Source organism: Pseudomonas sp. R4-34-07, assembly GCF_003852375.1.
Classification (GTDB): domain Bacteria; phylum Pseudomonadota; class Gammaproteobacteria; order Pseudomonadales; family Pseudomonadaceae; genus Aquipseudomonas.
In genome coordinates this window covers 3,439,991-3,464,178 of the sequence record NZ_CP027760.1, presented here as the reverse complement: position 1 = coordinate 3,464,178, position 24,188 = coordinate 3,439,991, and the positions used below count along the sequence as shown (strand labels likewise).

The following is a 24,188-nucleotide window of genomic DNA, read 5'->3' as shown; positions in this document are numbered from 1 at the left end:
ACGTGGGCATGGCTTCAAGGCTAGGGGGAGGGTGGTTTTTAATAAAATATTATTAAGCTTGGGAGTGAGCATAAATATCGGATGCAGCGTCAGAGTTCGCCGTAATATTTCACCGCCGCCGCAGCCCGCGACGGCACCTTCAAACTGCGCAGCAACGACGACACATGAATGCGCACGGTAAACGGCGAGATCGCCAGGGCCTTGGCGATTTCCTTGTTGGTCTTGCCCTCGGCGATCAGGCGCAGCACTTCTCGCTGGCGGGCGGTAAGCGTGTGAATGTCGAGGGGCAACAGGCCCGAGGGGGCGAACTTGACCAACACTTCACCTTCACGGATCGCCAACAGCGCCTGGCCGATCTCGTCGGGGGCGATGTTCTTGCCGATAAAACCGTCGACGCCCAGGTTCATCACCTGTTCGATCAGCGCCGGGTCATCCACCATCGACACGACCACCAGCGTGGTGCGCCGCAGTTGTCGGCGCAGGTCGGCGAGCTGGCTCATGCAGGTCAGGCCGGGGAAGCGCAGGTCGAGGATCAGCGTGTCGATGTCGTTGGGGTCAAGCAGCAATCCATGCACGTCATCCAGGGTGCCGGCTTCCTGTACCACGGCCTCGGGTATCAGGCGCTGTACGGTGCGCGCCATGCCTTCGCGAAACATCGGATGGTCGTCGGCGATGATGATCCTGTCGGTCATGGTGGGCTCCTTCCTGGGGCATGGCTGTGCTGAGGCATGTTACTTTACCACCGCGCCCGCAAAGGGCATGTCAAGGATATGACTATGAGTCTTGAGACCAACTCCGAACTCGACCAGGCCAACCTGCGCATCATGGTGGCCGCGATCGCCATTGTGTATATCGGCGTGCTGGGTTTTTTGCCCGGGCATTCGCTGGACACCTATCTGCCGGTAATTCTGTACATTTTCGTGTTCCTGCTCGCGTCCATCGCTCTGCGCCAGGTGATTGCGCGCTGGCCGGGGCATTACCCTGCGCGGCGGATTTTCGGCATGCTGCATGATTACACTGGCACCTCATTCGGCCTGGTCGTGGGTGGTGAAGCGGCGTTGCCGCTGTATGCGGTGATGGTGTGGGTCAACTTGGGCAATGGCATGCGTTACGGCTCGCGTTACCTGGCGATTGCCACCGGGCTGGCGTTGCTGGCGCTGCTGGTGGTGTACCGGCTTACGCCGTGGTGGCAGGCGCAGCCGTTCATGGTGCTGATGCTGATGATCACCAGCACGGTGATCCCGGTCTACGCGCACATACTGCTGGAGCGCACGCGCAAGGCCTCCGAAGAAGCCATCGCCGCCAACCTGGAAAAGTCCCGCTTCCTGGCCCAGGCCAGTCATGACCTGCGTCAGCCGATCCACTCCATCGGCCTGTTCACCGCCTGCCTGCGTGAAGCCCGGCTGGGCGATGAAGAGCGGCGATTGGTGGACAATATCGACCGTTCGTTGCTCAACGTGTCGCAGCTGTTCCGCTCGATTCTTGACCTCTACACCCTCGATAACGGTCGGCTCCTGCCCAAGTACCAGGTGATCGATCTGGGGGAGTTCCTTGCTGACCTGGTGCGCCAGAACGCCGAAGCGGCGCGCTGGGCCGGGGTGCACTTGCAGTTGCGCCCGTGCGCGCACTGGGTGCAGGTGGATCCGGCGTTGTTGGCGACCATGGTGCAAAACGTGCTGTCCAATTGCTTCAAATACGGTGCGCAACGGCCGGTGTTGATCGGCGTGCGCAGGCGTGGCGGTGGTTTGGCGGTGGAGATTCATGACCGTGGGCGGGGAATTGCCGAGGAGCATCTGTCAAAGGTCTTCGAAGAATTTTATCGGGTGCGCCACGTGCGCGACAAAGACGTCGAAGGCGTGGGGCTGGGGCTGTCGATCGTCAAGCGCCTGGGACGCTTGATGGACCTGCAGGTAAGTCTGCGCTCGCGGGTGGGACATGGCACTTCGGTCAGCCTGTACGGCCTGACGCCAGTCTCCGCGCCACGTCAGCCGGCACCGCGCGATGAGGCGCGCCAGGCTGGGCTGCTGACGGGTTTGAAAGTCTGTCTGGTGGAAGATGACTACAACGTATTGCTCGCTACCCAGGCCTTGCTGGAGCGCTGGGGCTGCCAGGTGCAGGCAGAGTCATCAGGGCATGATCTGGTCAGCGACTGCGACATCATCGTCGCTGACTACGACCTGGGCAATCATGCTACCGGCATCGAATGCATCGACCATCTGCGCCGGCAACGCGGTTGGGCGGTGCCGGCGCTGATCCTCACCGGGCACGACGTGGAGAAAATCCAGGCCGCGTTGCACGATCGTCAGATCGCGATCCTGTCCAAACCGGTACGACCTGCGCAATTGCGCGGCACCCTGCGTGAGCTCAGTCGGGAACAAATTACTGCATAAATGGGGTCAGCGCGTTGCCACGTGCCCCTTTGGGTTGGCAGAAAGCGGCAGGCTTTATCAGGCCAAAGCTGCCGACTGCATGCAGTGCGCCACCCACGCCGGTTGAGAGCACGCAGTTATAGTCACCGGACGCGGTGCTCGCGATGTAATAGGTTGTCATGGAGTCGCTGCGCACATTGGCAATACGCTTCACGGGTTCACCCAAGTTGGTCTCCGACAGCGTCTTGAGATGGTCTTCGGTGGGTTTGATATTGCTGCAACCGGCGACGCCGATGATCAGTGCGCCAAGCAGGGCGAGACGAGTAACGGGGGAATGGAGTTTCATGGTGCTTCTTCCTTGGGTTGTTATGGTTTTTCCAATGCGCAACGGCGCCTCACGCGCTGAATACGTGGTGTTGGTTGGCGTTGGAAGTGCCGAGGAATATAGCGCTGGGGGAGATGTGGGTCGATTAGCACAAATGGGCTAATGGCAGTTTGAATCCTGGAGAAGGGGAGCGCTGTGCTGGAGATAAAACGAGCCACACCAGACGACGCTGACAGGGCGTTTGAGATTCGTCGCGAGGCCATCCGCAGCCAGTGCATCGGCGCCTACAGCGCTGAGCAAATGGCGCTCTGGACCCGAGGTCGCGCAAGCGACGGTTACAGCACATTGATGGAAAAATTGTTCTACATGGGTTGGGTGAACGGTGAAGCCGTCGTCACGGGCATGCTTGACCTGGCCAACAATGAACTCGGGGCGTTGTTCGTACGGTCCGCATTCACCGGGCGCGGTTATGGCAAGGCGATGCTTGACCACCTGGAAGACGTTGCGCGGCAGCGGGCGGTTGCAGAGGTGGTGCTTGACTCGACGTTGAACGCGGTGAGCTTTTATAGAGCGTGCGGGTATGTGGGGCATGAGCAGGCGGTGTATCGCTCGCCAGCGGGACTGGTGTTGGCGTGTGTGCCGATGGTGAAAAAGCTTGCGCAGAATTCCAGTGCGGCAGGCGACCAAAGCGAGTGCCTGGTTACGTAATCGCCTGCTCCGTCGATCACCGTCCTGCCAGCCACTGCGCTCAGGTGACGCAGAGCGTCACGGGCTGCATTCCCACGCGGGAGCGTGGGAACGATCTTTACAAACAGCGTCAGTTCAGCCCCATCGGTCAGGGTTTTGGCCTGTGCTTGCGAGCCGAAATTGTGCAGTATGCGATAGCGTTCATCCTGCCAGAACGCTTGGTCTACCCAGTCATAGACAGGGATGAAATGAAAGTGCAGCGCGAATCCAGGCATATGCCCGTAGCGGCTGATATACAGCCACGGCCGGGTTCGAGCCTCAATGCATCTTGCTGTGGTCCATCTGGCTGTGGTCCATCCCGTCAACACCCCGCGCAGCAGCCTTCACTTCAATGCTTTGCTCAGCGCCCTTGGCATCTTTTACCGTCAGGGTCAGCGGCACCTGGTCGCCTTCCTTGATCTGGCCGGTCAGGCCCATCAGCATCACGTGGTAGCCATTCGGGTCGAGGGTCACGGCTCTGCCGGCGGGCAGCGCCACCGAGTTCACCGGGCCCATGCGCATTACGTCGTCCTTCATGCTCATTTCATGGATCTGCACGTCCTTGGCCACGGGCGACGCCACGCGCAGCAACTGGCTGTCGCTGTCGGCGGTGACGGTCATGAACGCGCCGCTGGAGGGCTGGCCCGGCACGGTGGCGCGGACCCAGGCGTCGGTCACTTGCACCTGGGCGCTGGCGTGGGCGGCGAGGCCGAGCAGGGTGAGGCCGAGGGTGAGACGCTTGAGGTGTTGAACGGCAGTCATTAGCAGACCTCCATGACGGTGAGCAGGTCTTCTGCGCACTCTTTAGCGGTAAGGGACGCCTGCAAGCCAAGGCGCAGGTTGCCACGGGTGTCGAATACGAAGCTGGTGGCGGTGTGGGACAGGGTGTAGGTGTCGCCGGCGGGGATCTTTTCATAAAAGATCCCGAACTCCTTGGCGGCCACGGCGATTTCCTGCGGGGTGCCGTAGAGGGCTTCGAAACTTGGGTCGAAGGCCTTGACGTATTTGTCGAGAATCTCGGGGGTGTCGCGCTCGGGGTCCAGGGTGATGAACACCACTTGCATGATTTCACCGTCGCGGCCCATCAGTTTCTTGGCCTGGGCGGCGCGTGCCAGCGTGGTCGGGCAGACCGCCGGGCATTGGGTGAAGCCGAAGAACACCACGGGCATCAGGCCACGGTACGAGCTGAGGGTGACGGTTTCGCCGGCGGTGTTCTTGAGCTTGAAGGTGCGCCCCATGATCTTGTCACTGAGGTCCTTGCCGTACTTGAAATTCAGCTTGGGGCTGTAGTCACAGCCGCCCAGCAGGCTGCCCAGGCCTAACAGGCCCATGCCGGTCAGCACTTTGCGACGGGTGAATAACGTACTCATCAACTGTGCGTCCTGTGAAACGCCTGAATGGCTGTGCAGCGGCCCACCCGGCTTTGAAAAGGAGTAACGAGAAGGGTGCAGAGTCTACCAACCTTGGCCACCGCGCGTAATCTGCGACGTTCTGCCACAGGGCAGCATTGCGCTGCGTCCTTTTGCGGGTTCGGTAGTAGCGGCGGCGCATGAAAAGGGGCGTCTCGGTTTCCGATAAAGGGTTGGCTGACCGGTGTTCCAGTAACATCCCGAACTACTTTGCCTGCTCGAGTGCAGCGCCGTTACCGTCGCGATCATATTCATGATTTTTCAGTTGCGATGGAACGCGACAGGGCCTGTGAGCAGGCCTGTCGCTACCGCAAAATCAGGGAAGGGCTTGAAAACAGGGGATCACGCGGCCAATGGCTTACTCGCCAAAGATTTCTTGTAAGTTGCTTTCATCGCTTCCATTTGCGCGCCCAGCTCGTCCAGCTTCGCCTTGCCCAGCAGTTTCTTGGCCTGGGGAAACATCTCGGTTTCTTCTTCTTCGATATGGTGTTCCAGCAGTTCCTTGACCACTTTGACGCGGCCGGAAAACTCGGTGGAAGACGGATCGGTCTGCTTCAGGTCAGGCAGCACCAGTGAATCGACAGTGCGGTGCTCTTCCTTGGCTTCGTGGTACATGATGTCCTGTTCCTTGCCGCCGGCTTCCCTGAAAGCCGGGTAGAGGATTTCTTCTTCCAGCTTGGTATGCAGGGTAATTTCCATCTCCAGCTTGGCCAGCAACTCGGTGCGTTTTTTCACCCCGCGCTCGGTGGATTCGCTCAGTTGGGTCAGCAGGGTCTTGACGCGTTCATGGTCGGCTTTGAGAAGGTCGATGGCATTCATGTGGAACCTCACGGGTAGTAGTCGGGCATGTCGAAACGCACGCCTCGTGAGTCAGAAGATTGCATTACGCGTACCAACTTTTACGCAAAATAAATTGTCTTAAAAATCATATATATAGCGTCAAGCTAGCGTTTCGCTGTCGTGCAGCTTGCATGATCGGTCGTTGCCGGGATTGCACAACGCACATTTACCGCGTCGGCCCAGCTTCCGGTTGAAAAAATCCAATGGAACCCTTGGCGCTTCTGCTTGACCTAAGCCTTAGACATCAGGAGGTGAAGCATGGAAATAAACTATATCTGGATCGTACTGGCGGTGATTCTGCTGCTGTTGGAACTGTGGGCGATCAATATCGTATTGCGCAGCACTGGGGGCTGGGAAACCAAGGGGTTGTGGGTGGTGGTGCTGGTCTTCGTACCGCTGCTGGGGCTGATCGCCTGGGCGATGTTCGGGCCCAAGCGGGAGATGGCGCAAGAGCGCAAAAACTAAAAGCATTCAGCGATAAAAAAAACAGGCGCCCCATGGGGCGCCTGTTTTGGTTGCGGCCTAAAGATCAGCCCGCGACTGCCTTGGCAATCGCTTCATTGAACGCCGGCAGATCGTCCGGCGTGCGCGAAGTGATCAAGGTCCAGCCATTGGCTTTGCATTCCTGCACCTGGGCATCGACCACGCCGGCGGCACCGGCGTTTTCCAGGTCGATACGCACGCTTTTATACGCGGTGAGGGTCTTGCCTTTGACCACGCCGGCGTCGATCAACGCCCACGGGCCGTGGCAGATCGCCGCGATGGTCTTGCCGGCCTGGGCGAACTCATTGATCAAGCGCAGCGCGGCGGCGTCCTGGCGCAGGGTGTCGGCATTCACGGTGCCGCCGGGAATGACCAGCGCATCGAAGTTGCCGCCGACCACGTCCGACAGTTGCACGTCGGACTCCACGGTCTGGTCCTTTTCCGTATCGCCGACAAAGGTCTGGGTGGTGCCGCCTTTGCTGGAAGCGTGCGTTACCGTCGCGCCGTAACCGCGCAGGGTTTGCAGGGGCTTGAGCAGTTCGTCACGCTCGATGCCGGTGTTGGAGGTGATGACGAGGATGTGCTTGCCGTTGAGTTGCGAACTCATGGTCGAGTGTCTCCTTGGGTCATGGATGGATTAATGGGCGTGTTTGGCTTGCAGCTCCTTGGCCATTTTCAGGTGTGCTTCCAGGGTTGGCAGAGTCTTGGTGGCGAAGGCCTTCAACTCGGCATTGTCCGAGGACTCAGCTTCCTTCTTGAACAGGTCGACGGTTTTTTGATGGGCGTCGACTTGGTTGTTGGCGTACGCCTTGTCGAACGATTCATCGCGCATTTCCAGGATGGCTTTCTTCGCCTTGTCGGTCAGGGCGGCGTCATCCGGTACTTCGATGTCGAGTTTTTTCGCCAGGGCCATCAGTTCCTGATTGGCCTTGGTGTGGTCAGTAATCATATGTTGGGCAAAAGTTTTCACGTCTGCCGAGCTGCTTTTTTCCAGGGCCAGCTTGCCGGCTTCCACTTCGGTGATACCACCCTCGGCGGCATTGTCGACAAAGTCGTTGGACGTGGCGGCCATCGCGGTGGAAATCGAGCCCGCAACCAGCGCGAATGTCAGGCCCATTTGTTTCATCAGTCGAGTCGTCATGGTGTCTCTCCTTGGGAAATGGCGTGATGCCGTTACATCAGTGTTGAGCCGCGCCCTGCGCAAAAGGTTTAAATTTTTTTTGCGTGAATTGACCCAACGGCCAAGCGGGCAATTTCCTTGAACTAATCCAAATTCCCAGGGTTCTGCTGCATAAGGCTGCCGCTGTGGGTGGCCGTTTACCAGGAGATAGCACTGTGACCGATCACACGCCCACCGATAAAACCCCCGCACCCATCAGTTCCGAAGACGCGCAAAAAGGCCATGCCGACGGCGCCAAGGGGCAAACCCTGGAACGTCCGAACCCCAAGACCGAAACCATCGACAAAGTCGTGACGCCGACCTCGATCAAGGATATCGAGCGCCAGACGGATGCGATCAACGAGAAGCTCAGCAAGGGGCAGTGAGCATGGCCCGTTCCATCAGCGCGGCCGAGTTGGGCATCGTGCTCAAGCCTGACGATGACAGCAGCCTGTTCAAGTGGTTTATCGCCAGTTTCCTGATGGGCAAGCGCATTCAGGCGCCCATTGCCGCGCAAGCCTACAAGGTGATCGTTGAAGAGGAGGGCCGCGACACCCCGCGCAAGTTGCGACACTGCACGTCGCGGGAGCTGGTGGCGATGTTGGGGCGCGCGCATTACGTGCGCTACGACGAAACCACTGCGCAGCGCCTGTTGGACCTGAGTGCGAAACTCAACGCCGAGTACAGCGGCAAGATCACCCGCATGCTTGAGGCCAGCGATAACCGCCAGGCGTTCGAAAAACGCTTGGGTGAGTTCGAGGGTGTCGGCCCCAAGACCATCGAGATTTTCATGCGCGATGCCGCCACGGTGTTGTTTTGACAGCACCTCTGTATGTGGGCTGCGCCGGCTGGAGCTTGCCCCGCGAGCATTGGCCGGCGTTCGCTGAGCAGGGCACGCATTTACAGCGCTATGCCTCGCGTTTCAACGCGGTGGAAATCAACAGCTCGTTTTATCGACCTCACCTGCCGAAAACCTACGAACGTTGGCGCGAGTCGGTGCCTGCGGGGTTCCGTTTTTCCGTCAAGATGCCCAAGCGGATCACCCACGAACTGCGCTTGCAGGAGTGTGGCACTGTCTTGGATGAGTTTCTCGCGCAATGCCTGCAACTGGACGAGAAGCTGGGTTGCCTGTTGGTGCAGCTGCCGCCGTCCCTGAGGTATGAGCCGTTAGTTGCCGGCGCTTTTTTCGAGGCGCTGCGCCAACGGTTTGCCGGTACCGTGGTGCTGGAACCGCGCCATGCCAGTTGGCTCGCGGCTGGGGCTTTGTTGCAGTCGCTCGAAATCGGTTGGGTCAGCGCCGACCCTGCGGTGATCGCTGCCGGTGATGCCTGGCACGGCGTGCGTTATTGGCGTCTGCATGGCTCGCCGCGGATTTATCACAGCGCCTATGGGCACGAGCGGGTGCAGGCGTATGCGCGGTTGCTGCGCCAGTCGATTGAAGAGGGCATTCCCACCTGGTGCATTTTCGACAATACCGCCAGCGGCCATGCGGTCGCCGATGCCCTCGACCTGCTCGACGTCTACCCGCACCTCGACGCTTGGCAAGGCTTATAAACGCAACGGCTGGTTAGCTGGGCGAGGGCCGGGTACTCTTTGTGACCCGATGTCGTTGATCACAACCATCGAAGACTTACGCAAGCTTGCGCAAAAACGTGTCCCGGGGATGTTCTACGACTACGCCGATTCCGGCTCCTGGACTGAGAGCACCTACCGGGCCAATGAAAGCGACTTTGCCCGGATCAAGTTCCGCCAACGCGTGGCACGCAATATCGATGAGCGTTCGATTCGCGCCAGTATGATCGGCCAGGACATGACCATGCCGGTAGCCCTGGCACCCACCGGCCTGGCGGGCATGCAGCACGCCGATGGCGAGATTCTCACCGCCCGCGCCGCTGCGGCGTTTGGCCTGCGCTATACCTTGTCGACCATGAGCATCTGTTCGCTGGAAGACATCGCCGAGCACGTCGGCCAGCCCTTCTGGTTCCAGTTGTATGTGATGCGCGACCGTGGGTTTATCGAGCGTTTGATCGAACGGGCCAAGGCGGCTGGCGTTGATGCATTGGTGTTGACGCTGGACCTGCAGATCCTCGGGCAGCGCCACAAGGACCTGATCAACGGCCTGTCCGCGCCGCCCAGGCTGACCCTGCCGAACATCCTCAACATGATGACCAAGCCGCGTTGGGTGATGGGCATGCTGGGCACCCAGCGACGTGGCTTCGGCAATATCGTCGGGCATGTGACGGGGGTGGCCGATATGCGTTCGCTGTCGGCGTGGACCGCCCAGCAGTTCGACCCGCGCCTGAGCTGGGACGATGTGGAGTGGATCAAAAAGTGCTGGGGCGGCAAGCTGATCATCAAGGGCATCCTCGATGTGGAGGACGCGCGCCTGGCGGCCAATACCGGCGCCGATGCGTTGGTGGTCAGCAACCACGGCGGCCGCCAGCTGGATGGCGCGCCGTCGAGCATCAGCCAGCTGCCAGCGATTGTCGAGGCGGTGGGCAAGCGGATTGAAGTGTGGCTCGACGGGGGTATCCGCTCCGGCCAGGATGTACTCAAGGCCATGGCGCTGGGCGCCAAGGGCACCATGATCGGGCGCCCGCACCTGTATGGCTTGGGGGCGATGGGCGAAGCGGGCGTGACAAAAGCGCTCGAGATCATCGCCCGTGAGTTGGATGTGTCGATGGCACTGTGTGGCTATAACGATATACGCGAGGTGAATCGCGAGATCTTGCTGCCTGGCACGTTTCCTGACGGCGCGTGATGCGCAAAAAAAACCTGAAAAAGTAAAAAGAGTTGTCCACGAAAACCGTGGGTATCTCTGTGGATAACTTTGCAAGGGCCCGGCAGCGTTGGCGATTTAACCTGCGGTCAATATTTGATCAACTTTCAATGGGGGCCAATATGGCCAGGGTTTGCGCTTGACAGGCCTGAGCGAACCCAGTGCCGAAAAGCGCATTTATGAGTCGCCCACGCGGCCTGTGGAGTGCGTGACCAGCGGTGAAGGCATGCTCGTTTGCATCAGCTTGTGCAGCGCCTGGCCATAATCGCGCCCGGCCAGGCTCATGCTGTTGTTATGACTGGCACCCGGCACCAGTAACAGCCGCTTGGGCTCCTGGGCGGCTTCAAATAATTGCTGGCTGAAACGCGATGGCACGTAGCGGTCATCGAGGCCATGCACCACCAATAAGGGCATATGGATATCGGCCATCTTGTCGATGGAGTCGAATTTCTGCGAGAGCAACCAGCGTACCGGCAACGAGGTATTGGCAACCGCCGTGGCAACATCTCCCAGGGAAGTGAACGTGGATTCGATCACCAGCCCGCGCACCGGCAGCGGTACCTGTTTGCTCAGCTCTGCGGCGAGGTCGATGGCCACTGCGCCACCCAGGGAATGCCCGTAGAGCAGGCGTTTTCCGGGGTCGGGTTGCAAGGTCTGGAAGCGCTCCCAGGCGATGCGTGCGTCTTCATACACCGTGGTTTCCGAAGGCAGGTCGCCCTGGCTTTTGCCAAAACCGCGATAGTCGATGGCCAACACCGAAAAGCCCATGGCGTGCAATTGTTCGATGCGAAACAGCTGGCCGGTGAGGTTCCAGCGTACGCCGTGCAAGTAGAGGATGGCGGGCGCATCTTTCTGCGCGGCCGGGTACCACCAGCCATGAATATTCTGGCCGGCTTTGAAAGCGGCGGGCTTGATATCGAACTCCTGTACGGCGTTGGGCAGCCCGGTGTACCAGCCTGCGGTGCCCGGCTCGATGCGAAATACCAGTTCGCGCTCCTTGTGTTGCAGCACGGCGCAGCCCACCGGCAGGCCGACGATCAACACGGCCATGCACAGCAGCGCCAGCCAGCGCAGGCCCCGGCGGGGCATAGAACGAGATGACATGAAGGTTCCATTACAAAGGGCGAAGCACGGGTTGTACCAGATGAGCCGGGAGGGGGAGAAATTAATGCGACGGCCGTGACCCAGGATTGCTTGCAAAGTGTTGCAGCGATGCAGCGGGGCGACCGGCTTGACGCTGCATGACCTGCACGCGATGCTCCGTTTCTTTGAGCAAAGGCCCGACCATGGACAACAGCCCCGTGCGCATCACCGCCGAAGAAACCCTTTCGGACAACTGGTACCTCCTGAAGAAATACAGCTTCGAGCTGCGCCGCCGTGACGGCAGTTGGCAAGCCCAGACCCGCGAGGTGTACGACCGGGGCAACGGTGCGACCATCCTGTTGTACAACCGCGAGCAGCGCACGGTGCTGTTGATCCGCCAGTTCCGCATGCCCACGTTTGTCAACGATTACGCCGGCTACCTGATCGAAGCGGCGGCCGGGTTGCTTGACAACGCCAGCCCCGAAGAGCGCATCCGCCTGGAGGCCGAGGAAGAAACTGGCTACCGCGTGGGGCATGTCGAGAAAATCTATGCGGCGTTCATGAGCCCGGGGTCGGTGACCGAGCGGATTCACTTTTTTATCGGTGAATACCAGCCGGGCGACCGGGTTGGGGCTGGCGGCGGCCTGGCGGAGGAGGGCGAGGATATCGAAGTGCTGGAGCTGGGGTTCGAGCAGGCGCTGGGGATGGTGGCCAGTGGGGAAATCGTGGATGGCAAGACCATCATGCTGCTGCAGCATTTGGAACTGCGCATGTTGAAAGAGCGGTGGTAGCTCGATCGAGCATGAAGATCAAAAGGTGGGGAGGGGGCTTGCTCCCGTGGCGGCCTATAGCTATCTGACTGATGCCGCGCGATCCAAATGTGGGAGGGGGCTTGCCCTAATGCCAGTCAGTTAAGCGTACACCGCCGTCTGTAGGAGCGAGCTTGCTCGCGAAAAACGTCAACGATAACGCGTGCTTTCTGAATGAACGCGGTGCCTGTGAGTTTTTCGCGAGCAAGGGCTAGCCGCCCGCCTCGTTCCTACAAAAAGCCTTAACTGACTGGCATTAGGGCTTGCCCCCGATGGCGGCCTGACAGCCGACCAGGATGTTGGATCAAGGCGAGTACATATCCGTTGCTGCGGTAGCGGCGGCTTAGGGTTCCGCCCTTACGGCGTCTCACTTTTGAAAAGCGCAAAAGTAAGCAAAACGCTCTTGCCCCACCACTCGGCACCTCGCCTAGGCTCGGTGTGCCCGTAATCCGACAGTGATTTGGGGGGCCGCCGCCACGCGCCATCCATGGCGCGGGGCGGCTAAACCGGCATCCCTGCCGGTTTACCCCCCAAATCACTGTCGAATTGCGGCCAGCGTGGTTTAACGGGGCGCTTAAGATCAAGAGCAAGATCAAGAGCGACTCGCTTCGCATCGTGGTTACCGTAAGCTGTTACACAGTTGTGTAGATACCCATGGTCATCGAGGGCAAGTCGAATCGTCGCACCGCCCCTCCCACATTTGGACCGAGGTGTATCAGTGGGTCACCGCCGACTGACGGCTATTGTCAGAAATTTCCCACAAGAGTACAAATGTACTCCATGACGACCCTGACCCCCCGCCGTACCGCCATCCTGACCTTCATCCGCGAGCGCATCGCGCAGCAAGGTCAGCCTCCGAGCCTCGCCGAGATCGCCGAGGCGTTCGGCTTTGCCTCGCGCAGCGTCGCCCGCAAGCATGTGGTGGCCCTGACCGAAGCCGGCTTTATCGAGGTCAACCCCAACCAGGCCCGGGGTATTCGCCTGCTCAACCAACCGCCGCGCCCGGAATGGCTGGACATCCCGGTGCTCGGCCGTGTGGCCGCAGGTCTGCCCATCGGCGCGGATGCCGAAGTGCACAATCGCCTGCAGCTGGACCCCGCCACCTTCGCCAAGACCCCGGACTACCTGCTGCGCGTGCAGGGCGATTCGATGATCGAAGACGGCATTCTCGATGGTGACCTGGTGGGCGTGCGGCGCAGTGCCGAGGCCTTGAACGGGCAAATTGTGGTGGCGCGCCTGGACGGTGAAGTCACCATCAAGCGTTTCGAGCGCCATGGCGACAAGGTGCGCCTGCTGCCGCGCAACCCGGCGTATCAACCCATCGTGGTCGGGGTCGATCAGGACCTGGCCATCGAAGGGGTGTTCTGCGGCCTGGTGAGGCAAGGCTGATGGGCGCCGTGGTTGCCCTGGACTCGCTGTTCAATGGCGGGCGAGTCTGGAAGGGTCGGCCCGCCGCGCCACCGGCCAGTGTGCATCCCACCGGGCTTGCGGCGCTGGATGCGGTGCTGCCCAGCGGCGGCTGGCCGGAGGCGGCCTTGAGTGAAATCCTGATGGCCAAGGACGGTGTGGGCGAGCTGCAACTGGTGCTGCCAACCCTGGCGCGCTTGTCGGCGATGGGCGAACGTATTGTGCTGGTGGCACCGCCCTACACGCCGTATCCCCATGCCTGGCAGAACGCCGGGGTGGATGTGCGCCAGCTCGCGGTGATCCAGGCCCAGGAGCGTGACGCGCTGTGGGCGGTGGAGCAATGCCTGCGCTCCGGCAGTTGTGGCGCGGTGTTGTGTTGGCCGCGCAAGGCCGATGACCGTGCCTTGCGCCGTTTGCAGGTGGCCGCAGAAACCGGGCAGACCCTGGCGTTTGCCTGGCGCGCCTTGAGTGAAGCGATCAACCCATCGCCGGCCGCTTTGCGCCTGGCGGTCGAGGCAAGGCCTGCGCAAGTGCGCGTGCTCAAATGCCGGGGCGGCCTGGCCCATCCGGCGCCGATTGCCCTGGCGGGGCATTGAGGTTGCCATGCGCTGGGTCTGTATTGTCTTCCCGCAATTGGCGCTGGACGGGGTGCTGCGGGCCCATCCCGAGCCCGACCAACCGCTGGCACTGCTGGCCGGTACGCCGCAGCGGCGCGTGCTGCAAACCGTCAATGCCGCCGCCCGCGCTCTGGGGTTGCGCCCCGGCCAGTCGCTGACGGCGGCGCATGCGCTGGCCAAGACCTTCGCCTGTGCCGAGTACGACCCGCTGGAAATCGAGCGTTGGCAGCAGTTTCTCGCCGCCTGGGCCTACCGCTTCAGTTCCCAGGTCAGCGTGTATTACCCACGCGCCTTGCTGTTCGAGATCGAGTCGAGCCTGGGCCTGTTCGGGCCCTGGCCGCAGTTCGAGGCGCGTTTGCGCAAAGAGTTGACCGAGCTGGGCTTCCGTCACCGCATCGTTGCCGCGCCCAACCCGGCGGCGGCACGGGTGTTGGCCAACCGTTACGATGGCCTGGCGGTGGCCGACGACAGCGCCTTGATGCAGGCCCTGGCGCCGTTGCCGGTCGACCGCGCCGGGATTGATCCGCAGGCCGCCACCGCGTTGTCGCGCATGGGCCTGCGCACGTTGGCCCAAGTGCAAGCGCTGCCCCGGCACACCCTGGCGCGGCGCTTTGACGCCAGCCTGCTCAAGCACCTCGACGCCCTGAGCGGGCAGCGGCCGTTGGCCCTGGGTTTCTATCAGCCGCCGGACCAGTTCGATGTCCGTATCGAGTTGAATTTCGATGTGCAATCCCACCAGGCGCTGCTGTTCCCCCTGCGCCGTCTGACCGCCGACCTGGCCGCCTTCCTGTGCGGGCGAGACAGCGGCGTGCAGCGTTTCGACCTGCACCTGGAACATGCCCAGGCAGCGGACAGTGTGATCAAGGTCGGCCTGCTGAGCGCCGAGCGCGAGCCTTCGATGCTGTTCGAACTGGCCCGGGGGCGATTGGAGCAGGTGCAAGTCACTGCACCGGTGCGCGGGTTTCGCCTGGTGGCCCAGGACTTGCCGGTATTCGTGCCGCAGCGCCAGGACCTGTTCGACGACCGTCCGCAACAGTCCTTGCCCTGGGAGCAATTGCGCGAACGCCTGCGCGCGCGCCTGGGCGATGAGGCGGTGCAGGGCCTGCGTTTCCACGCCGACCATCGCCCTGAATGCGCCTGGCAAGCCACCGTCGACAACCACCCATGCCCGAGCCTGAACAAGGTCCGGCGCCCTGGCTGGTTGTTGAACCAACCGACCTTGCTGGCCGAGCAGGGCGTACAGATCCTGATGGGCCCGGAACGCATCGAATCCGGCTGGTGGGATGGCGCCGATATCCGCCGCGACTATTACCTCATCCAGACCCGCGCCGGTCAGCAAGGCTGGGCCTACCGCACGGTGGGGCAACAGGATGGCCTGTGGCTGCAAGGCTGGTTTGCATGAAAGCCCATAGGTCGCCACCCTCTGTAGGAGCGAGCTTGCTCGCGAAGGTGGTTAACGATAACGCGGGGCACCAGAATGAATGCGGCGCCCTTGGGCTTTTCGCGAGCAAGCTCGCTCCTACAGGGGCGGGGCAGGCATGAATTACGCCGAGCTGCATTGCCTGTCCAACTTCAGCTTCCAGCGCGGTGCCTCCAGTGCGCTGGAACTCTTCGAGCGGGCTAAACGCCAAGGCTACAGCGCCCTGGCGATCACCGACGAATGCACCCTGTCGGGCATCGTGCGCGCCTGGCAGGCGGCGAAAGCGCTGGAGTTGCCGCTGATTATCGGCAGCGAAGTGCGCATCGAGAACGGGCCGAAACTGGTGCTGCTGGTGGAAAACCTGAGCGGTTACCAGCACCTGTGCCGGTTGATCACCCTGGCCCGCCGCCGCGCCGAAAAGGGCAGCTATCGCCTGCTGCAGGAAGACTTCGAGCAACCGCTGCCCGGCCTGCTGGCGTTGTGGGTGGCGCAGGACAGCGACACCCAAGCCAGCATCCAGTGGCTGCGCTGTACCTTCGCCGAGCGCCTGTGGCTGGCGGTGCACTTGCACTGCGGGCAGGACGATGCACGGCATCTGGAGCAACGCCTGCAGCTGGCGGCCAGCCTGAAAATCCCGGCCGTCGCCTGCGGTGATGTGCACATGCATGCGCGTGGGCGCCGCGCCCTGCAAGACACCATGACCGCCATCCGCCATCACGTACCGGTGGCCGAAGCCGGCCTGCATTTGCATCCCAATGGCGAGCGGCACCTGCGCAGTCTCGACGCCCTGGCCGCGCTGTACCCGCAAGCCTTGCTCGATGAAACCCTCGTCATCGCGCGGCGCTGCAGTTTCGACCTCGGCCAGTTGCGTTACCACTACCCACGCGAGCTGGTGCCCGCAGGCCATGACGCCGAATCCTGGCTGCGCACCCTCACCAAAGAAGGCATCGCCCAGCGCTGGCCCGACGGCATCGATGCCAAGACCCTGAAGCAGATCAACACCGAGCTGGAGCTGATCAGCGAGTTGGGTTACGAAAGCTATTTCCTCACGGTGCACGACATTGTGCGCTTTGCCCGCAGCCGTTCGATCCTGTGCCAGGGCCGTGGCTCGGCGGCCAACTCGGCGGTGTGTTTTGCCCTGGGCATCACCGAGATCAACCCGAGCCTGAGCAACGTGCTGTTCGAACGCTTCCTGTCCAGGGAACGCAACGAGCCGCCGGATATCGATGTGGATTTTGAACACGAGCGCCGCGAAGAGGTGCTGCAATACGTGTTCCAGCGCTATGGCCGCACACGTGCGGCGTTGACGGCGGTGGTCAGCAGTTACCACGCGACCGGCGCGGTGCGGGATGTGGCCAAGGCCCTCGGCCTGCCAGCGGACCAGGTCAACGCGTTGGCCGAGTGCTGCGGGCGTTGGAGTGACGACGCGCCGCCGTTGGAGCGCCTGCGTGAAAGCGGCTTCGACCCGGACAGCCCACTGCTGCGCCGCGTCTTGACCTTGACCCAGCAGTTGATCGGCTTTCCTCGGCATTTGTCCCAGCACCCCGGCGGCTTCGTGATTTCCGAACAGCCGCTGGACACCCTGGTGCCGGTGGAGAACGCCGCCATGGCCGAGCGCACCATCATTCAGTGGGACAAGGACGACCTCGACGCCGTCGGCCTGCTCAAGGTGGATATCCTCGCCCTGGGCATGCTCAGCGCGATCCGCCGCTGTTTCGATCTGCTGCGCCGCCATCGCAACCTGGACTTGAGCCTGGCAGGCATGCCCAAGGAGGATGCGGCCACCTACGCGATGATCAGCAAAGCCGACACCATCGGCGTGTTCCAGATCGAATCGCGGGCGCAGATGTCGATGCTGCCCAGGCTCAAACCGCAAACCTTCTATGACCTGGTGATCGAAGTCGCCATCGTGCGGCCGGGGCCGATCCAGGGCGGCATGGTGCACCCGTATTTGCGTCGCAGGAATAAAGAGGAGGAAGAAACCTATCCGTCGCCGGCATTGGAAGTGGTGTTGAAGCGCACCCTGGGCATCCCCTTGTTCCAGGAACAGGTGATGCAGATCGCCATGGTCGCCGCCGACTACAGCCCTGGCGAGGCCGACCAGTTGCGCCGCTCCATGGCCGCCTGGAAACGTCACGGCGGCCTGGAACCGCATCAAAAGCGCCTGCGCGAAGGCATGCTGAAAAACGGCTACACCGAAGCCTTTGCCGCGCAGATTTTCGAGCAGATCAAAGGCTTTGGCAGCTATGGTTTTCCCGAGTCCCACGCGGCCAGTTTTGCCTTGCTGACCTACGCCAGTAGCTGGCTCAAATGCCATGAGCCGGCGGCCTTTGCCTGCGCGCTGATCAACAGCTGGCCGATGGGCTTCTACAGCCCGGACCAGATCCTGCAGGACGCGCGCCGGCATCGCCTGCAGATCCGCCCGGTGGACGTGCAGGCCAGCGACTGGGATTGCAGCCTGGAACCCATCGACGGCCAGCAGCCGGCGATCCGCATGGGCCTGCGCATGATCAGCGGGTTTCGCGAAGAGGATGGCCGGCGCATCGAGGCCGTGCGCCAGCACCGCGCCTTCAGCGACATCGCCGACCTTGACGCCCGCGCCGGCCTGGATGCGCGCGCCCAAGCGCTGCTGGCGGATGCCGGCGCCTTGCGCGCGTTAGCCGGTAACCGCCACCAGGCGCGCTGGGAAGTGGCCGGCGTGCACACGCAACTGGGCCTGTTTGCCGGCCTGCCGAGTCCCGATGAAGCGCCGGTGGCGTTGCCCCAGCCCACGGTCGGCGAGGACTTGCACGCCGATTACGCCACGCTCGGCACCACGCTTGGGCCGCATCCCCTGACGCTGCTGCGCGCGGAACTGCGCAGGCGCCGCTGTCGCAGTTCCCAGGAGCTGCTGACTGTGGAACATGGGCGCAATGTCAGCGTCGCCGGCCTGGTCACCGGGCGCCAACGCCCGGGCACCGCCAGCGGCGTGACCTTTGTCACCCTGGAAGATGAATTCGGCAACCTCAATGTGGTGGTCTGGCGCGACCTGGCCGAACGTCAGCGCCAGGCCCTGGTCGGGTCGCGCCTGCTCAAGGTGGACGGGCGCTGGGAGGCGGTGGGCGAGGTGCGGCATTTGATCGCTGGGCGCCTGACCGACCTGACGCCGCTGCTGGACGGCATTGTGGTGCGCAGCCGGGATTTTCACTGAGGCCAGTAGTTTCTTCGGCTTAAGTTAGCCAAGATGAAACCATCTATCGCCGCTGCGCTCCAAAACCTGCGACTGTCCTCTCACTGCCCAGAGCCCGAACATGCAATTCTTATCCAACCCCCACGGCTGTGAAGGCTGGTCCGGTGAAATGGCCCAGCGGATTCGCGGGTTTGACTGGTCAACCACCGACCTCGGCCCGATTGATCGCTGGTCCACCAGCCTGGCCTGCACCGTGCAGATGATGCTCGCCTCGCCTGTACCCATGGTGATGTTGTGGGGGCGGGCGGGTTACATGATCTACAACGACAGCTACTCAATGTTTGCCGGCGGACGCCATCCGTACTTGCTGGGCACGCCGGTGGAACTGGGGTGGCCGGAAGTGGCCGAGTTCAATCGGCATGTAGTGGATACATGCCTGGCGGGCGGCACCTTGTCGTTCAACAACAAGGAACTGGTGTTGTCGCGCAACGGCAAGCCGGAAACCTTGTGGATGGACCTCTATTACAGCCCCGTGGCCGGTGACAACCAGCAACCGGCCGGGGTGCTGGCGATCGTGGTAGAGACCACTGAACTGGTGCGGTCCGAGCGCGTGCGCCAGGAGCTGACCCACAATCTGGAGCAGCGCGTAGCCGCCGAAGTGCAGGCGCGTTCCGCCGCAGAAGAGCAGTTGCGCCAGTCGCAGAAGCTGGAAGCGATTGGCGGCCTGACCGGCGGCGTGGCCCACGACTTCAACAACCTGCTGCAAGTGATTGCCGGCAACTTGCACCTGCTGGCCCGTCATGAGCCGGACAACGCGCAGGTGCAGCGGCGTGTTTCTGCCGCGATTGCTGCGGTGGAACGCGGGGCCACCCTGTCCTCGCAACTGCTGGCGTTTGCCCGGCGGCAGCCCTTGTCGCCGGCGGTGTACAACCCGCAACGTATCTACGCCGGTCTCGGTGAACTGCTGCAACGCGCGCTGGGCGAAACCATTCATATCGACGTGCAATTGCCGCAGGATTCCTGGTGCATCAACGTCGACCGCAACCAGCTGGAAAACGCGCTGCTCAACCTGGCGATCAATGCCCGCGATGCCATGCACGGCGAGGGCGTGATTCGTATCACTGGCGAAAACATCATTCTCAACCCGGCCGAATGCGCGGGCAAAAGCATCAAGCCCGGCGAGTACGTGCGCCTGGCTGTCACCGACACGGGCACTGGAATGCCGCCCACCGTGCTCAAGCGTGCGTTCGAGCCGTTTTTTACCACCAAGCGCGAAGGGCAGGGCACTGGCCTGGGGCTGAGCATGGTGTTTGGCTTCGTCCGGCAAAGCGGCGGGCATGTGGACATCTGGAGCGAGGAAAACAAAGGTTCGGTGGTGCAGATGTATTTCCCGCGCAGCCTGGAACCGGAGCATCTGGAGCCGGACATTGGCCAGGAGAGCCCTTGTACCGGCCAGGAAACCATCCTGGTGGTGGAAGACAATGAAGGCGTGCGCCTGGCCGTGGTGGAGCTGCTGCAACAATCGGGCTACACGGTGCTGACGGCCGAAGACGGCGACCAGGCCATGGCCAAGCTGCAGGCCGGCCTGCAGCCGGACTTGATTTTTACCGATGTGGTGATGCCCGGTCGCATCAAGAGCATCGACCTGGCCAACTGGGCGCGTGAGCAGGTGCCGCCGATCCCGGTGCTGTTCACCTCCGGCCACACCCGCGACATTCTTTCCTCCAATCATCTGCTGAGCGCTGATATTCACCTGCTGAGCAAGCCCTACAGCCCCGATGCCCTCACGCAACGGGTGCGCAGCGTTCTCACCGCCAGACAAGGTTGTCCATGACTTCACAACGCAACACCCCAGCACCGACCGCTCAGCACACCGGCTTCGTGCGGGTGCGCGGCGCCCGCGAACACAACTTGCGTAACGTCGATGTGGATATTCCCCGGGATGCCCTGGTGGTGTTCACTGGCGTGTCCGGTTCCGGCAAATCGTCCCTGGCGTTTTCCACCGTCTACGCCGAGGCCCAGCGCCGCTATTTCGAGTCGGTGGCGCCCTATGCGCGGCGCTTGATCGACCAGGTCGGCGTGCCGGATGTCGACAGCATCGAAGGCTTGCCCCCCGCCGTGGCCCTGCAACAGCAGCGGGGCACGCCGAGTGCGCGTTCATCGGTGGGCAGTGTGACCACCTTGTCGAGCCTGATCCGCATGCTGTATTCCCGTGCCGGCAGCTACCCGCCGGGGCAGGCGATGCTGTATGCCGAGGACTTTTCGCCGAACCTGCCCCAGGGCGCGTGCCCGCAATGCCATGGCCTGGGCCGCGTGTATGAAGTGACCGAAGCGCTGATGGTGCCCGACCCGTCGCTGACCATCCGCCAGCGCGCGGTGGCAGCCTGGCCGCTGGCCTGGCAGGGGCAAAACCTGCGCGACATCCTCGTGACCCTGGGCTACGACGTGGATATCCCGTGGCGCGACCTGCCGAAAAAACAGCGCGACTGGATCCTGTTCACCGAAGAAACCCCCACCGTACCGGTGTACGCCGGCTTCACCCCGGCGCAGACCCGCGATGCCTTGAAACGCAAGCTGGAGCCCAGTTACCAGGGCACCTTCAGCGGCGCGCGGCGCTACATCCTGCACACCTTCGCCCACACCCAAAGTGCACTGATGAAAAAGCGCGTGTCGCAGTTCATGCAAGGCAGCGCCTGCCCGTTGTGCGAGGGCAAGCGCCTGACCAAGGCTGCGCTGTCGGTGAAGTTTGCCGGGGTGGATATCGGTGAGTTGTCGCAACTGTCCCTGACCCGCCTGGCCGAGTTGCTGCGGCCGGTGGCGGCGGGGCAGGACAAGATGAAGTTGTCAGTGGAAAAACGCCTGGCGGCCCAACGCATCGCCGCGGACCTGCTCGAACGCGTCAATACGTTGATCGAGCTGGGGCTGGGCTACCTGGCCCTGGAGCGCAGCACGCCGACGCTGTCGTCCGGAGAGTTGCAGCGCTTGCGTCTGGCCACGCAACTGGGCTCGCAGTTGTTCGGCGTGATCTACGTGCTCGACGAGCCGTCCGCAGGCCTGCATCCGGCCGATGGCGAGGCCTTGTTCAGTGCACTGGCGCGGTTGAAAGCGGCCGGCAATTCGCTGTTTGTGGTGGAGCATGACCTGGAAACCATGCGCCGCGCCGACTGGCTGATCGATGTCGGCCCGGCCGCTGGCGAACACGGCGGGCAAGTGCTGTACAGCGGCCCGCCGGCGGGGTTGGCGGATATTGCCGCGTCGCAGACCCGTGAATACCTGTTTGCCGAGCCGCGCCCGGCGAACCCGGCGCGGCGTCAACCCAGCGGCTGGCTGAAGCTGCAAGGCGTGACGCGCAATAACTTGAAGAATCTTGCGGTGGATTTCCCGCTGGGCTGCTTCACGGCAGTGACCGGGATTTCCGGTTCGGGCAAGTCCAGCCTGGTCAGCCAGGCGCTGTTGGAACTGGTCAGCAGCGGCCTCGGGCGCGTGTTGGAAAACGTCGAAGAGCCCAGCCTGGAAGACGCTGCGCCTTCCGCCAGCGAGGGCCGCATCAGCGCCGGGTTGGAACATATCCGCCGTCTGGTGCAGGTGGACCAGAAACCCATCGGCCGTACACCGCGCTCCAACCTGGCGACCTATACCGGGCTGTTCGACAACGTGCGCAAACTGTTCGCCGCCACGCCAGCCGCGAAGAAGCGCGGTTACGATGCGGGGCAGTTCTCCTTCAACGTGGCCAAGGGCCGTTGCCCGAACTGCGAAGGCGAGGGCTTTGTCAGCGTCGAATTGCTGTTCATGCCCAGCGTGTATGCGCCATGCCCGACCTGCCACGGTGCGCGCTACAACCCCGAGACCCTGGCGATCACATGGCAAGGCTTGAACATCGCCCAAGTGTTGGGCTTGACGGTGGAGCAGGCCGTCGACGTATTTGCCGAACAACCAGGCGTGCTGCGCGCTCTGCAGGTGCTGCGCGATATCGGCCTGGGCTATCTGCGCCTGGGCCAACCGGCCACTGAGTTGTCGGGCGGTGAAGCGCAGCGCATCAAGCTGGCGACCGAGCTGCAACGCAATGCGCGGGGCGCCACGTTGTACGTACTGGACGAACCCACCACTGGCCTGCATCCCAGGGATGTCGACCGCTTGCTCAGCCAGCTCAACCAATTGGTCGAGGCGGGGCATACGGTGGTGGTGGTCGAGCATGAGATGCGCGTGGTGGCGCAGAGTGACTGGGTGATCGACATCGGCCCGGGTGCCGGGGACGCGGGCGGCAAGGTGGTTGCCAGTGGTACGCCGCAAAAAGTTGCCAGCAGCAAAACCAGCCGCACGGCGCCGTTCCTGGCGCGGGAATTGAGATTGAGTTAGTCGCCAGGTTAGCCGCCAGAAATGTGGGAGGCGCGAGCGTCCTCCCACCGGTTCTCAAGCGACTTGCCTGGCCCGCTCGCGTTCAGCGACCAACTGGCGGGTCAGCGGTATCAGCGCCTTGCCATAGTCGATCGCGTCATTGAGCGGATCGAACCCACGAATCAGGAATGTGGTGATACCCAGATCGTAGTAATCGAGCAGCGCCTGCGCGACTTGCTCGGCCGTGCCCACCAGCGCCGTGGAATTGCCCTGTGCGCCGAGCAAGGCGGCAATCCCGGTCCACAGGCGTTTATCCAGGCGCGAGCCTTGCGCTGCCGCCGCCAGCAACCGGCGCGAGCCCTCATTGGGCGGTTCGCGCCGCACAAAGCCGCTCTGTTCGGCCAGCGCCGTGGCTTGCTGCAAAATAGTGTCTGCCCGCTGCCACGCCAGTTCCTCGGTCTCGGCCAGGATCGGGCGCAATGACAAGCTGAAGCGAATCGTACGCCCATGCCGGGCCGCCTCGGCACGCACCTGGGTCACGACCTCGCGCACTTGCTCATAGGTTTCGCCCCACAGCGCATACACATCCGCATGCTTGCCTGCCACCGCGATCGCCGCCGCCGACGAACCGCCGAAGTACAACGGGATATGCGGCTGCTGCGGCGACTTCACCGTGGAGTGCGCGCCTTCGACCTGATAGTAGGCGCCGGCGAAGTCGAAGGGCTTGTCGCTCGTCCATTCCTGGCGCACCACGCTCAAATATTCGTCGGTGCGCGCGTAACGCTCGTCCTTGCCGATATGGCTGCCATCGGCGCGCAGTTCGCGGTCGTCGCCGCCGGTGATGATATGCACGGCGGTACGCCCGCCGTTGAACACATCCAGCGTGGCGAACTGGCGCGCGGCCAAGGTGGGTTGGGCAAAGCCTGGGCGGTGGGCGATCAGGAATTTCAGACGCTGAGTCACGCTGGCGGCATGAGCCGCGATCAGCGTGCTGTCCGGGCTGGTGGAGTGGAAGGCCACCAGGGCGCGGTCGAAGCCGGCCTCTTCATGGGCGCGCGCCACACGCTCAACGTAGTCTGGCTGCAGCGTCGGGCCGCTGCGCGGGTGGATCTCGGAGGCGTGGTGGCCGCCGATGTAGCCGATGAATTCGATGCTCATGGTCAGGTCCTTGTTGAAGTCGATAAACAAGCCTCCACCGGGCAGGGGGTCGGTCCGTAGCGTGAAAGTAGGCCGCACGGGCGCGTCTGTAAAAGGCCGA

At 62.4% G+C, this 24,188-nt stretch carries 23 protein-coding genes and 1 pseudogene; 14 read left to right on the top strand and 10 right to left on the bottom strand.

The genetic code is table 11. The annotated features are described in order from the left end of the window. Positions 1-89 precede the first annotated feature (89 nt). Positions 90-692, bottom strand: a complete 603-nt coding sequence (locus C4J85_RS15885; protein ID WP_124410171.1) for a response regulator transcription factor — start codon at positions 690-692, stop codon at positions 90-92. 84 nt (positions 693-776) lie between these two features. Here C4J85_RS15885 and C4J85_RS15880 point away from each other — a divergent pair, with 84 nt between their 5' ends. After that, positions 777-2,390 (top strand): hybrid sensor histidine kinase/response regulator, encoded by a 1,614-nt coding sequence (locus C4J85_RS15880; protein WP_124410170.1) that lies wholly within the window; start codon positions 777-779, stop codon positions 2,388-2,390. On the opposite strand, the gene C4J85_RS15875 is transcribed toward C4J85_RS15880, so the two are convergent. Beyond that, entirely contained in the window at positions 2,380-2,715 is a 336-nt protein-coding gene (locus C4J85_RS15875; RefSeq protein WP_124367328.1) for a hypothetical protein, read from the bottom strand. The genes C4J85_RS15880 and C4J85_RS15875 overlap by 11 nt on opposite strands. Positions 2,716-2,889: 174 nt before the next feature. Here C4J85_RS15875 and C4J85_RS15870 point away from each other — a divergent pair, with 174 nt between their 5' ends. Next, a complete protein-coding gene (locus C4J85_RS15870; RefSeq protein ID WP_124410169.1) occupies positions 2,890-3,402 on the top strand; it encodes a GNAT family N-acetyltransferase in 513 nt (170 codons plus the stop codon). Between the two features lie 98 nt (positions 3,403-3,500). Here the strand turns inward: C4J85_RS15870 and C4J85_RS27720 are convergent. The 4 genes and pseudogenes from C4J85_RS27720 to C4J85_RS15850 form a co-directional block, all read right to left on the bottom strand. After that, positions 3,501-3,710, bottom strand: a pseudogene (locus tag C4J85_RS27720) (HIT family protein); the annotation flags it as partial. Further along, positions 3,700-4,182: a copper chaperone PCu(A)C gene (locus tag C4J85_RS15860; RefSeq protein ID WP_124410168.1), complete on the bottom strand. Its 483-nt coding sequence runs from the start codon at positions 4,180-4,182 to the stop codon at positions 3,700-3,702. The pseudogene C4J85_RS27720 and the gene C4J85_RS15860, both read right to left, overlap by 11 nt. Then, positions 4,182-4,790, bottom strand: coding sequence for an SCO family protein (locus C4J85_RS15855; RefSeq protein WP_124370982.1), 609 nt, complete (start codon positions 4,788-4,790; stop codon positions 4,182-4,184). The genes C4J85_RS15860 and C4J85_RS15855 overlap by 1 nt, the downstream gene beginning before the upstream one ends. A gap of 381 nt (positions 4,791-5,171) precedes the next feature. Beyond that, complete coding sequence (locus C4J85_RS15850; RefSeq protein WP_124370981.1) at positions 5,172-5,648, bottom strand: hemerythrin domain-containing protein; 477 nt, start codon at positions 5,646-5,648, stop codon at positions 5,172-5,174. A gap of 279 nt (positions 5,649-5,927) precedes the next feature. Here C4J85_RS15850 and C4J85_RS15845 point away from each other — a divergent pair, with 279 nt between their 5' ends. Further along, complete coding sequence (locus C4J85_RS15845; protein WP_124363189.1) at positions 5,928-6,134, top strand: hypothetical protein; 207 nt, start codon at positions 5,928-5,930, stop codon at positions 6,132-6,134. Positions 6,135-6,198: 64 nt separating this feature from the next. Here C4J85_RS15845 and C4J85_RS15840 read toward each other — a convergent pair whose 3' ends face one another. Beyond that, positions 6,199-6,759: a type 1 glutamine amidotransferase domain-containing protein gene (locus tag C4J85_RS15840; RefSeq protein WP_124410167.1), complete on the bottom strand. Its 561-nt coding sequence runs from the start codon at positions 6,757-6,759 to the stop codon at positions 6,199-6,201. 30 nt (positions 6,760-6,789) lie between these two features. Beyond that, positions 6,790-7,293 (bottom strand): DUF4142 domain-containing protein, encoded by a 504-nt coding sequence (locus C4J85_RS15835; protein ID WP_124363187.1) that lies wholly within the window; start codon positions 7,291-7,293, stop codon positions 6,790-6,792. Positions 7,294-7,487: 194 nt separating this feature from the next. Between C4J85_RS15835 and C4J85_RS15830 the strand changes: the two genes are divergently transcribed. From C4J85_RS15830 to C4J85_RS15815, 4 genes are read left to right on the top strand one after another with little or no spacing between them, the layout of a single operon-like run. After that, the gene (locus C4J85_RS15830; RefSeq protein ID WP_124410166.1) at positions 7,488-7,697 is read left to right on the top strand and encodes a hypothetical protein; all 210 of its coding nucleotides are present in this window, start codon (positions 7,488-7,490) and stop codon (positions 7,695-7,697) included. Positions 7,698-7,699: 2 nt separating this feature from the next. Further along, positions 7,700-8,131, top strand: coding sequence for a DNA methylase (locus tag C4J85_RS15825; RefSeq protein ID WP_124410165.1), 432 nt, complete (start codon positions 7,700-7,702; stop codon positions 8,129-8,131). After that, positions 8,128-8,865 carry a DUF72 domain-containing protein gene (locus tag C4J85_RS15820; protein WP_124410164.1) on the top strand — a complete coding sequence of 246 codons (738 nt, stop codon included), beginning with the start codon at positions 8,128-8,130 and terminating at the stop codon, positions 8,863-8,865. Before C4J85_RS15825 ends, C4J85_RS15820 begins: the two co-directional genes overlap by 4 nt. Positions 8,866-8,914: 49 nt before the next feature. Continuing rightward, complete coding sequence (locus C4J85_RS15815; protein ID WP_124410163.1) at positions 8,915-10,072, top strand: alpha-hydroxy acid oxidase; 1,158 nt, start codon at positions 8,915-8,917, stop codon at positions 10,070-10,072. A 195-nt stretch (positions 10,073-10,267) separates the two neighbouring features. On the opposite strand, the gene C4J85_RS15810 is transcribed toward C4J85_RS15815, so the two are convergent. Beyond that, positions 10,268-11,194, bottom strand: coding sequence for an alpha/beta hydrolase (locus tag C4J85_RS15810; RefSeq protein ID WP_124410162.1), 927 nt, complete (start codon positions 11,192-11,194; stop codon positions 10,268-10,270). Between the two features lie 182 nt (positions 11,195-11,376). On the opposite strand from C4J85_RS15810, the gene C4J85_RS15805 reads away from it, so the two are divergent. The 7 genes from C4J85_RS15805 (at position 11,377) to uvrA (ending at position 22,951) form a co-directional block, all read left to right on the top strand. Further along, positions 11,377-11,964: an NUDIX domain-containing protein gene (locus tag C4J85_RS15805; protein WP_124410161.1), complete on the top strand. Its 588-nt coding sequence runs from the start codon at positions 11,377-11,379 to the stop codon at positions 11,962-11,964. Positions 11,965-12,753: 789 nt separating this feature from the next. Then, positions 12,754-13,371, top strand: a complete 618-nt coding sequence (lexA, locus tag C4J85_RS15800; protein ID WP_124367318.1) for a transcriptional repressor LexA — start codon at positions 12,754-12,756, stop codon at positions 13,369-13,371. Beyond that, a complete protein-coding gene (gene imuA, locus C4J85_RS15795) occupies positions 13,371-13,985 on the top strand; it encodes a translesion DNA synthesis-associated protein ImuA (RefSeq protein ID WP_124363179.1) in 615 nt (204 codons plus the stop codon). The genes lexA and imuA overlap by 1 nt, the downstream gene beginning before the upstream one ends. Positions 13,986-13,992: 7 nt before the next feature. Further along, positions 13,993-15,408, top strand: coding sequence for a DNA polymerase Y family protein (locus C4J85_RS15790; RefSeq protein WP_124410160.1), 1,416 nt, complete (start codon positions 13,993-13,995; stop codon positions 15,406-15,408). Positions 15,409-15,544: 136 nt separating this feature from the next. After that, complete coding sequence (locus C4J85_RS15785) at positions 15,545-18,616, top strand: error-prone DNA polymerase (protein WP_124410159.1); 3,072 nt, start codon at positions 15,545-15,547, stop codon at positions 18,614-18,616. 100 nt (positions 18,617-18,716) lie between these two features. Continuing rightward, a complete protein-coding gene (locus tag C4J85_RS15780; RefSeq protein WP_124410158.1) occupies positions 18,717-20,429 on the top strand; it encodes an ATP-binding protein in 1,713 nt (570 codons plus the stop codon). Next, on the top strand, positions 20,426-22,951 hold the full coding sequence (gene uvrA, locus C4J85_RS15775) for an excinuclease ABC subunit UvrA (RefSeq protein WP_124410157.1): 2,526 nt from the start codon (positions 20,426-20,428) through the stop codon (positions 22,949-22,951). The genes C4J85_RS15780 and uvrA overlap by 4 nt, the downstream gene beginning before the upstream one ends. A gap of 54 nt (positions 22,952-23,005) precedes the next feature. Here uvrA and C4J85_RS15770 read toward each other — a convergent pair whose 3' ends face one another. Beyond that, a complete protein-coding gene (locus C4J85_RS15770; RefSeq protein WP_124410156.1) occupies positions 23,006-24,088 on the bottom strand; it encodes an LLM class flavin-dependent oxidoreductase in 1,083 nt (360 codons plus the stop codon). Positions 24,089-24,188 lie beyond the last annotated feature (100 nt).

Excerpts from the sequence above, each read along its gene's own strand:
- C4J85_RS15880 (WP_124410170.1), top strand. The coding sequence starts at position 777 with ATGAGTCTTGAGACCAACTCCGAACTCGACCAGGCCAACCTGCGCATC.
- C4J85_RS15780 (WP_124410158.1), top strand. The coding sequence starts at position 18,717 with ATGCAATTCTTATCCAACCCCCACGGCTGTGAAGGCTGGTCCGGTGAA.
- C4J85_RS15845 (WP_124363189.1), top strand. The coding sequence starts at position 5,928 with ATGGAAATAAACTATATCTGGATCGTACTGGCGGTGATTCTGCTGCTG.
- C4J85_RS15875 (WP_124367328.1), bottom strand. The coding sequence starts at position 2,715 with ATGAAACTCCATTCCCCCGTTACTCGTCTCGCCCTGCTTGGCGCACTG.
- C4J85_RS15855 (WP_124370982.1), bottom strand. The coding sequence starts at position 4,790 with ATGAGTACGTTATTCACCCGTCGCAAAGTGCTGACCGGCATGGGCCTG.
- C4J85_RS15810 (WP_124410162.1), bottom strand. The coding sequence starts at position 11,194 with ATGTCATCTCGTTCTATGCCCCGCCGGGGCCTGCGCTGGCTGGCGCTG.
- C4J85_RS15815 (WP_124410163.1), top strand. The coding sequence starts at position 8,915 with ATGTCGTTGATCACAACCATCGAAGACTTACGCAAGCTTGCGCAAAAA.
- C4J85_RS15805 (WP_124410161.1), top strand. The coding sequence starts at position 11,377 with ATGGACAACAGCCCCGTGCGCATCACCGCCGAAGAAACCCTTTCGGAC.
- C4J85_RS15770 (WP_124410156.1), bottom strand. The coding sequence starts at position 24,088 with ATGAGCATCGAATTCATCGGCTACATCGGCGGCCACCACGCCTCCGAG.
- imuA (WP_124363179.1), top strand. The coding sequence starts at position 13,371 with ATGGGCGCCGTGGTTGCCCTGGACTCGCTGTTCAATGGCGGGCGAGTC.
- C4J85_RS15785 (WP_124410159.1), top strand. The coding sequence starts at position 15,545 with ATGAATTACGCCGAGCTGCATTGCCTGTCCAACTTCAGCTTCCAGCGC.
- C4J85_RS15835 (WP_124363187.1), bottom strand. The coding sequence starts at position 7,293 with ATGACGACTCGACTGATGAAACAAATGGGCCTGACATTCGCGCTGGTT.
- uvrA (WP_124410157.1), top strand. The coding sequence starts at position 20,426 with ATGACTTCACAACGCAACACCCCAGCACCGACCGCTCAGCACACCGGC.
- C4J85_RS15860 (WP_124410168.1), bottom strand. The coding sequence starts at position 4,182 with ATGACTGCCGTTCAACACCTCAAGCGTCTCACCCTCGGCCTCACCCTG.
- lexA (WP_124367318.1), top strand. The coding sequence starts at position 12,754 with ATGTACTCCATGACGACCCTGACCCCCCGCCGTACCGCCATCCTGACC.
- C4J85_RS15850 (WP_124370981.1), bottom strand. The coding sequence starts at position 5,648 with ATGAATGCCATCGACCTTCTCAAAGCCGACCATGAACGCGTCAAGACC.
- C4J85_RS15840 (WP_124410167.1), bottom strand. The coding sequence starts at position 6,759 with ATGAGTTCGCAACTCAACGGCAAGCACATCCTCGTCATCACCTCCAAC.
- C4J85_RS15825 (WP_124410165.1), top strand. The coding sequence starts at position 7,700 with ATGGCCCGTTCCATCAGCGCGGCCGAGTTGGGCATCGTGCTCAAGCCT.
- C4J85_RS15885 (WP_124410171.1), bottom strand. The coding sequence starts at position 692 with ATGACCGACAGGATCATCATCGCCGACGACCATCCGATGTTTCGCGAA.
- C4J85_RS15790 (WP_124410160.1), top strand. The coding sequence starts at position 13,993 with ATGCGCTGGGTCTGTATTGTCTTCCCGCAATTGGCGCTGGACGGGGTG.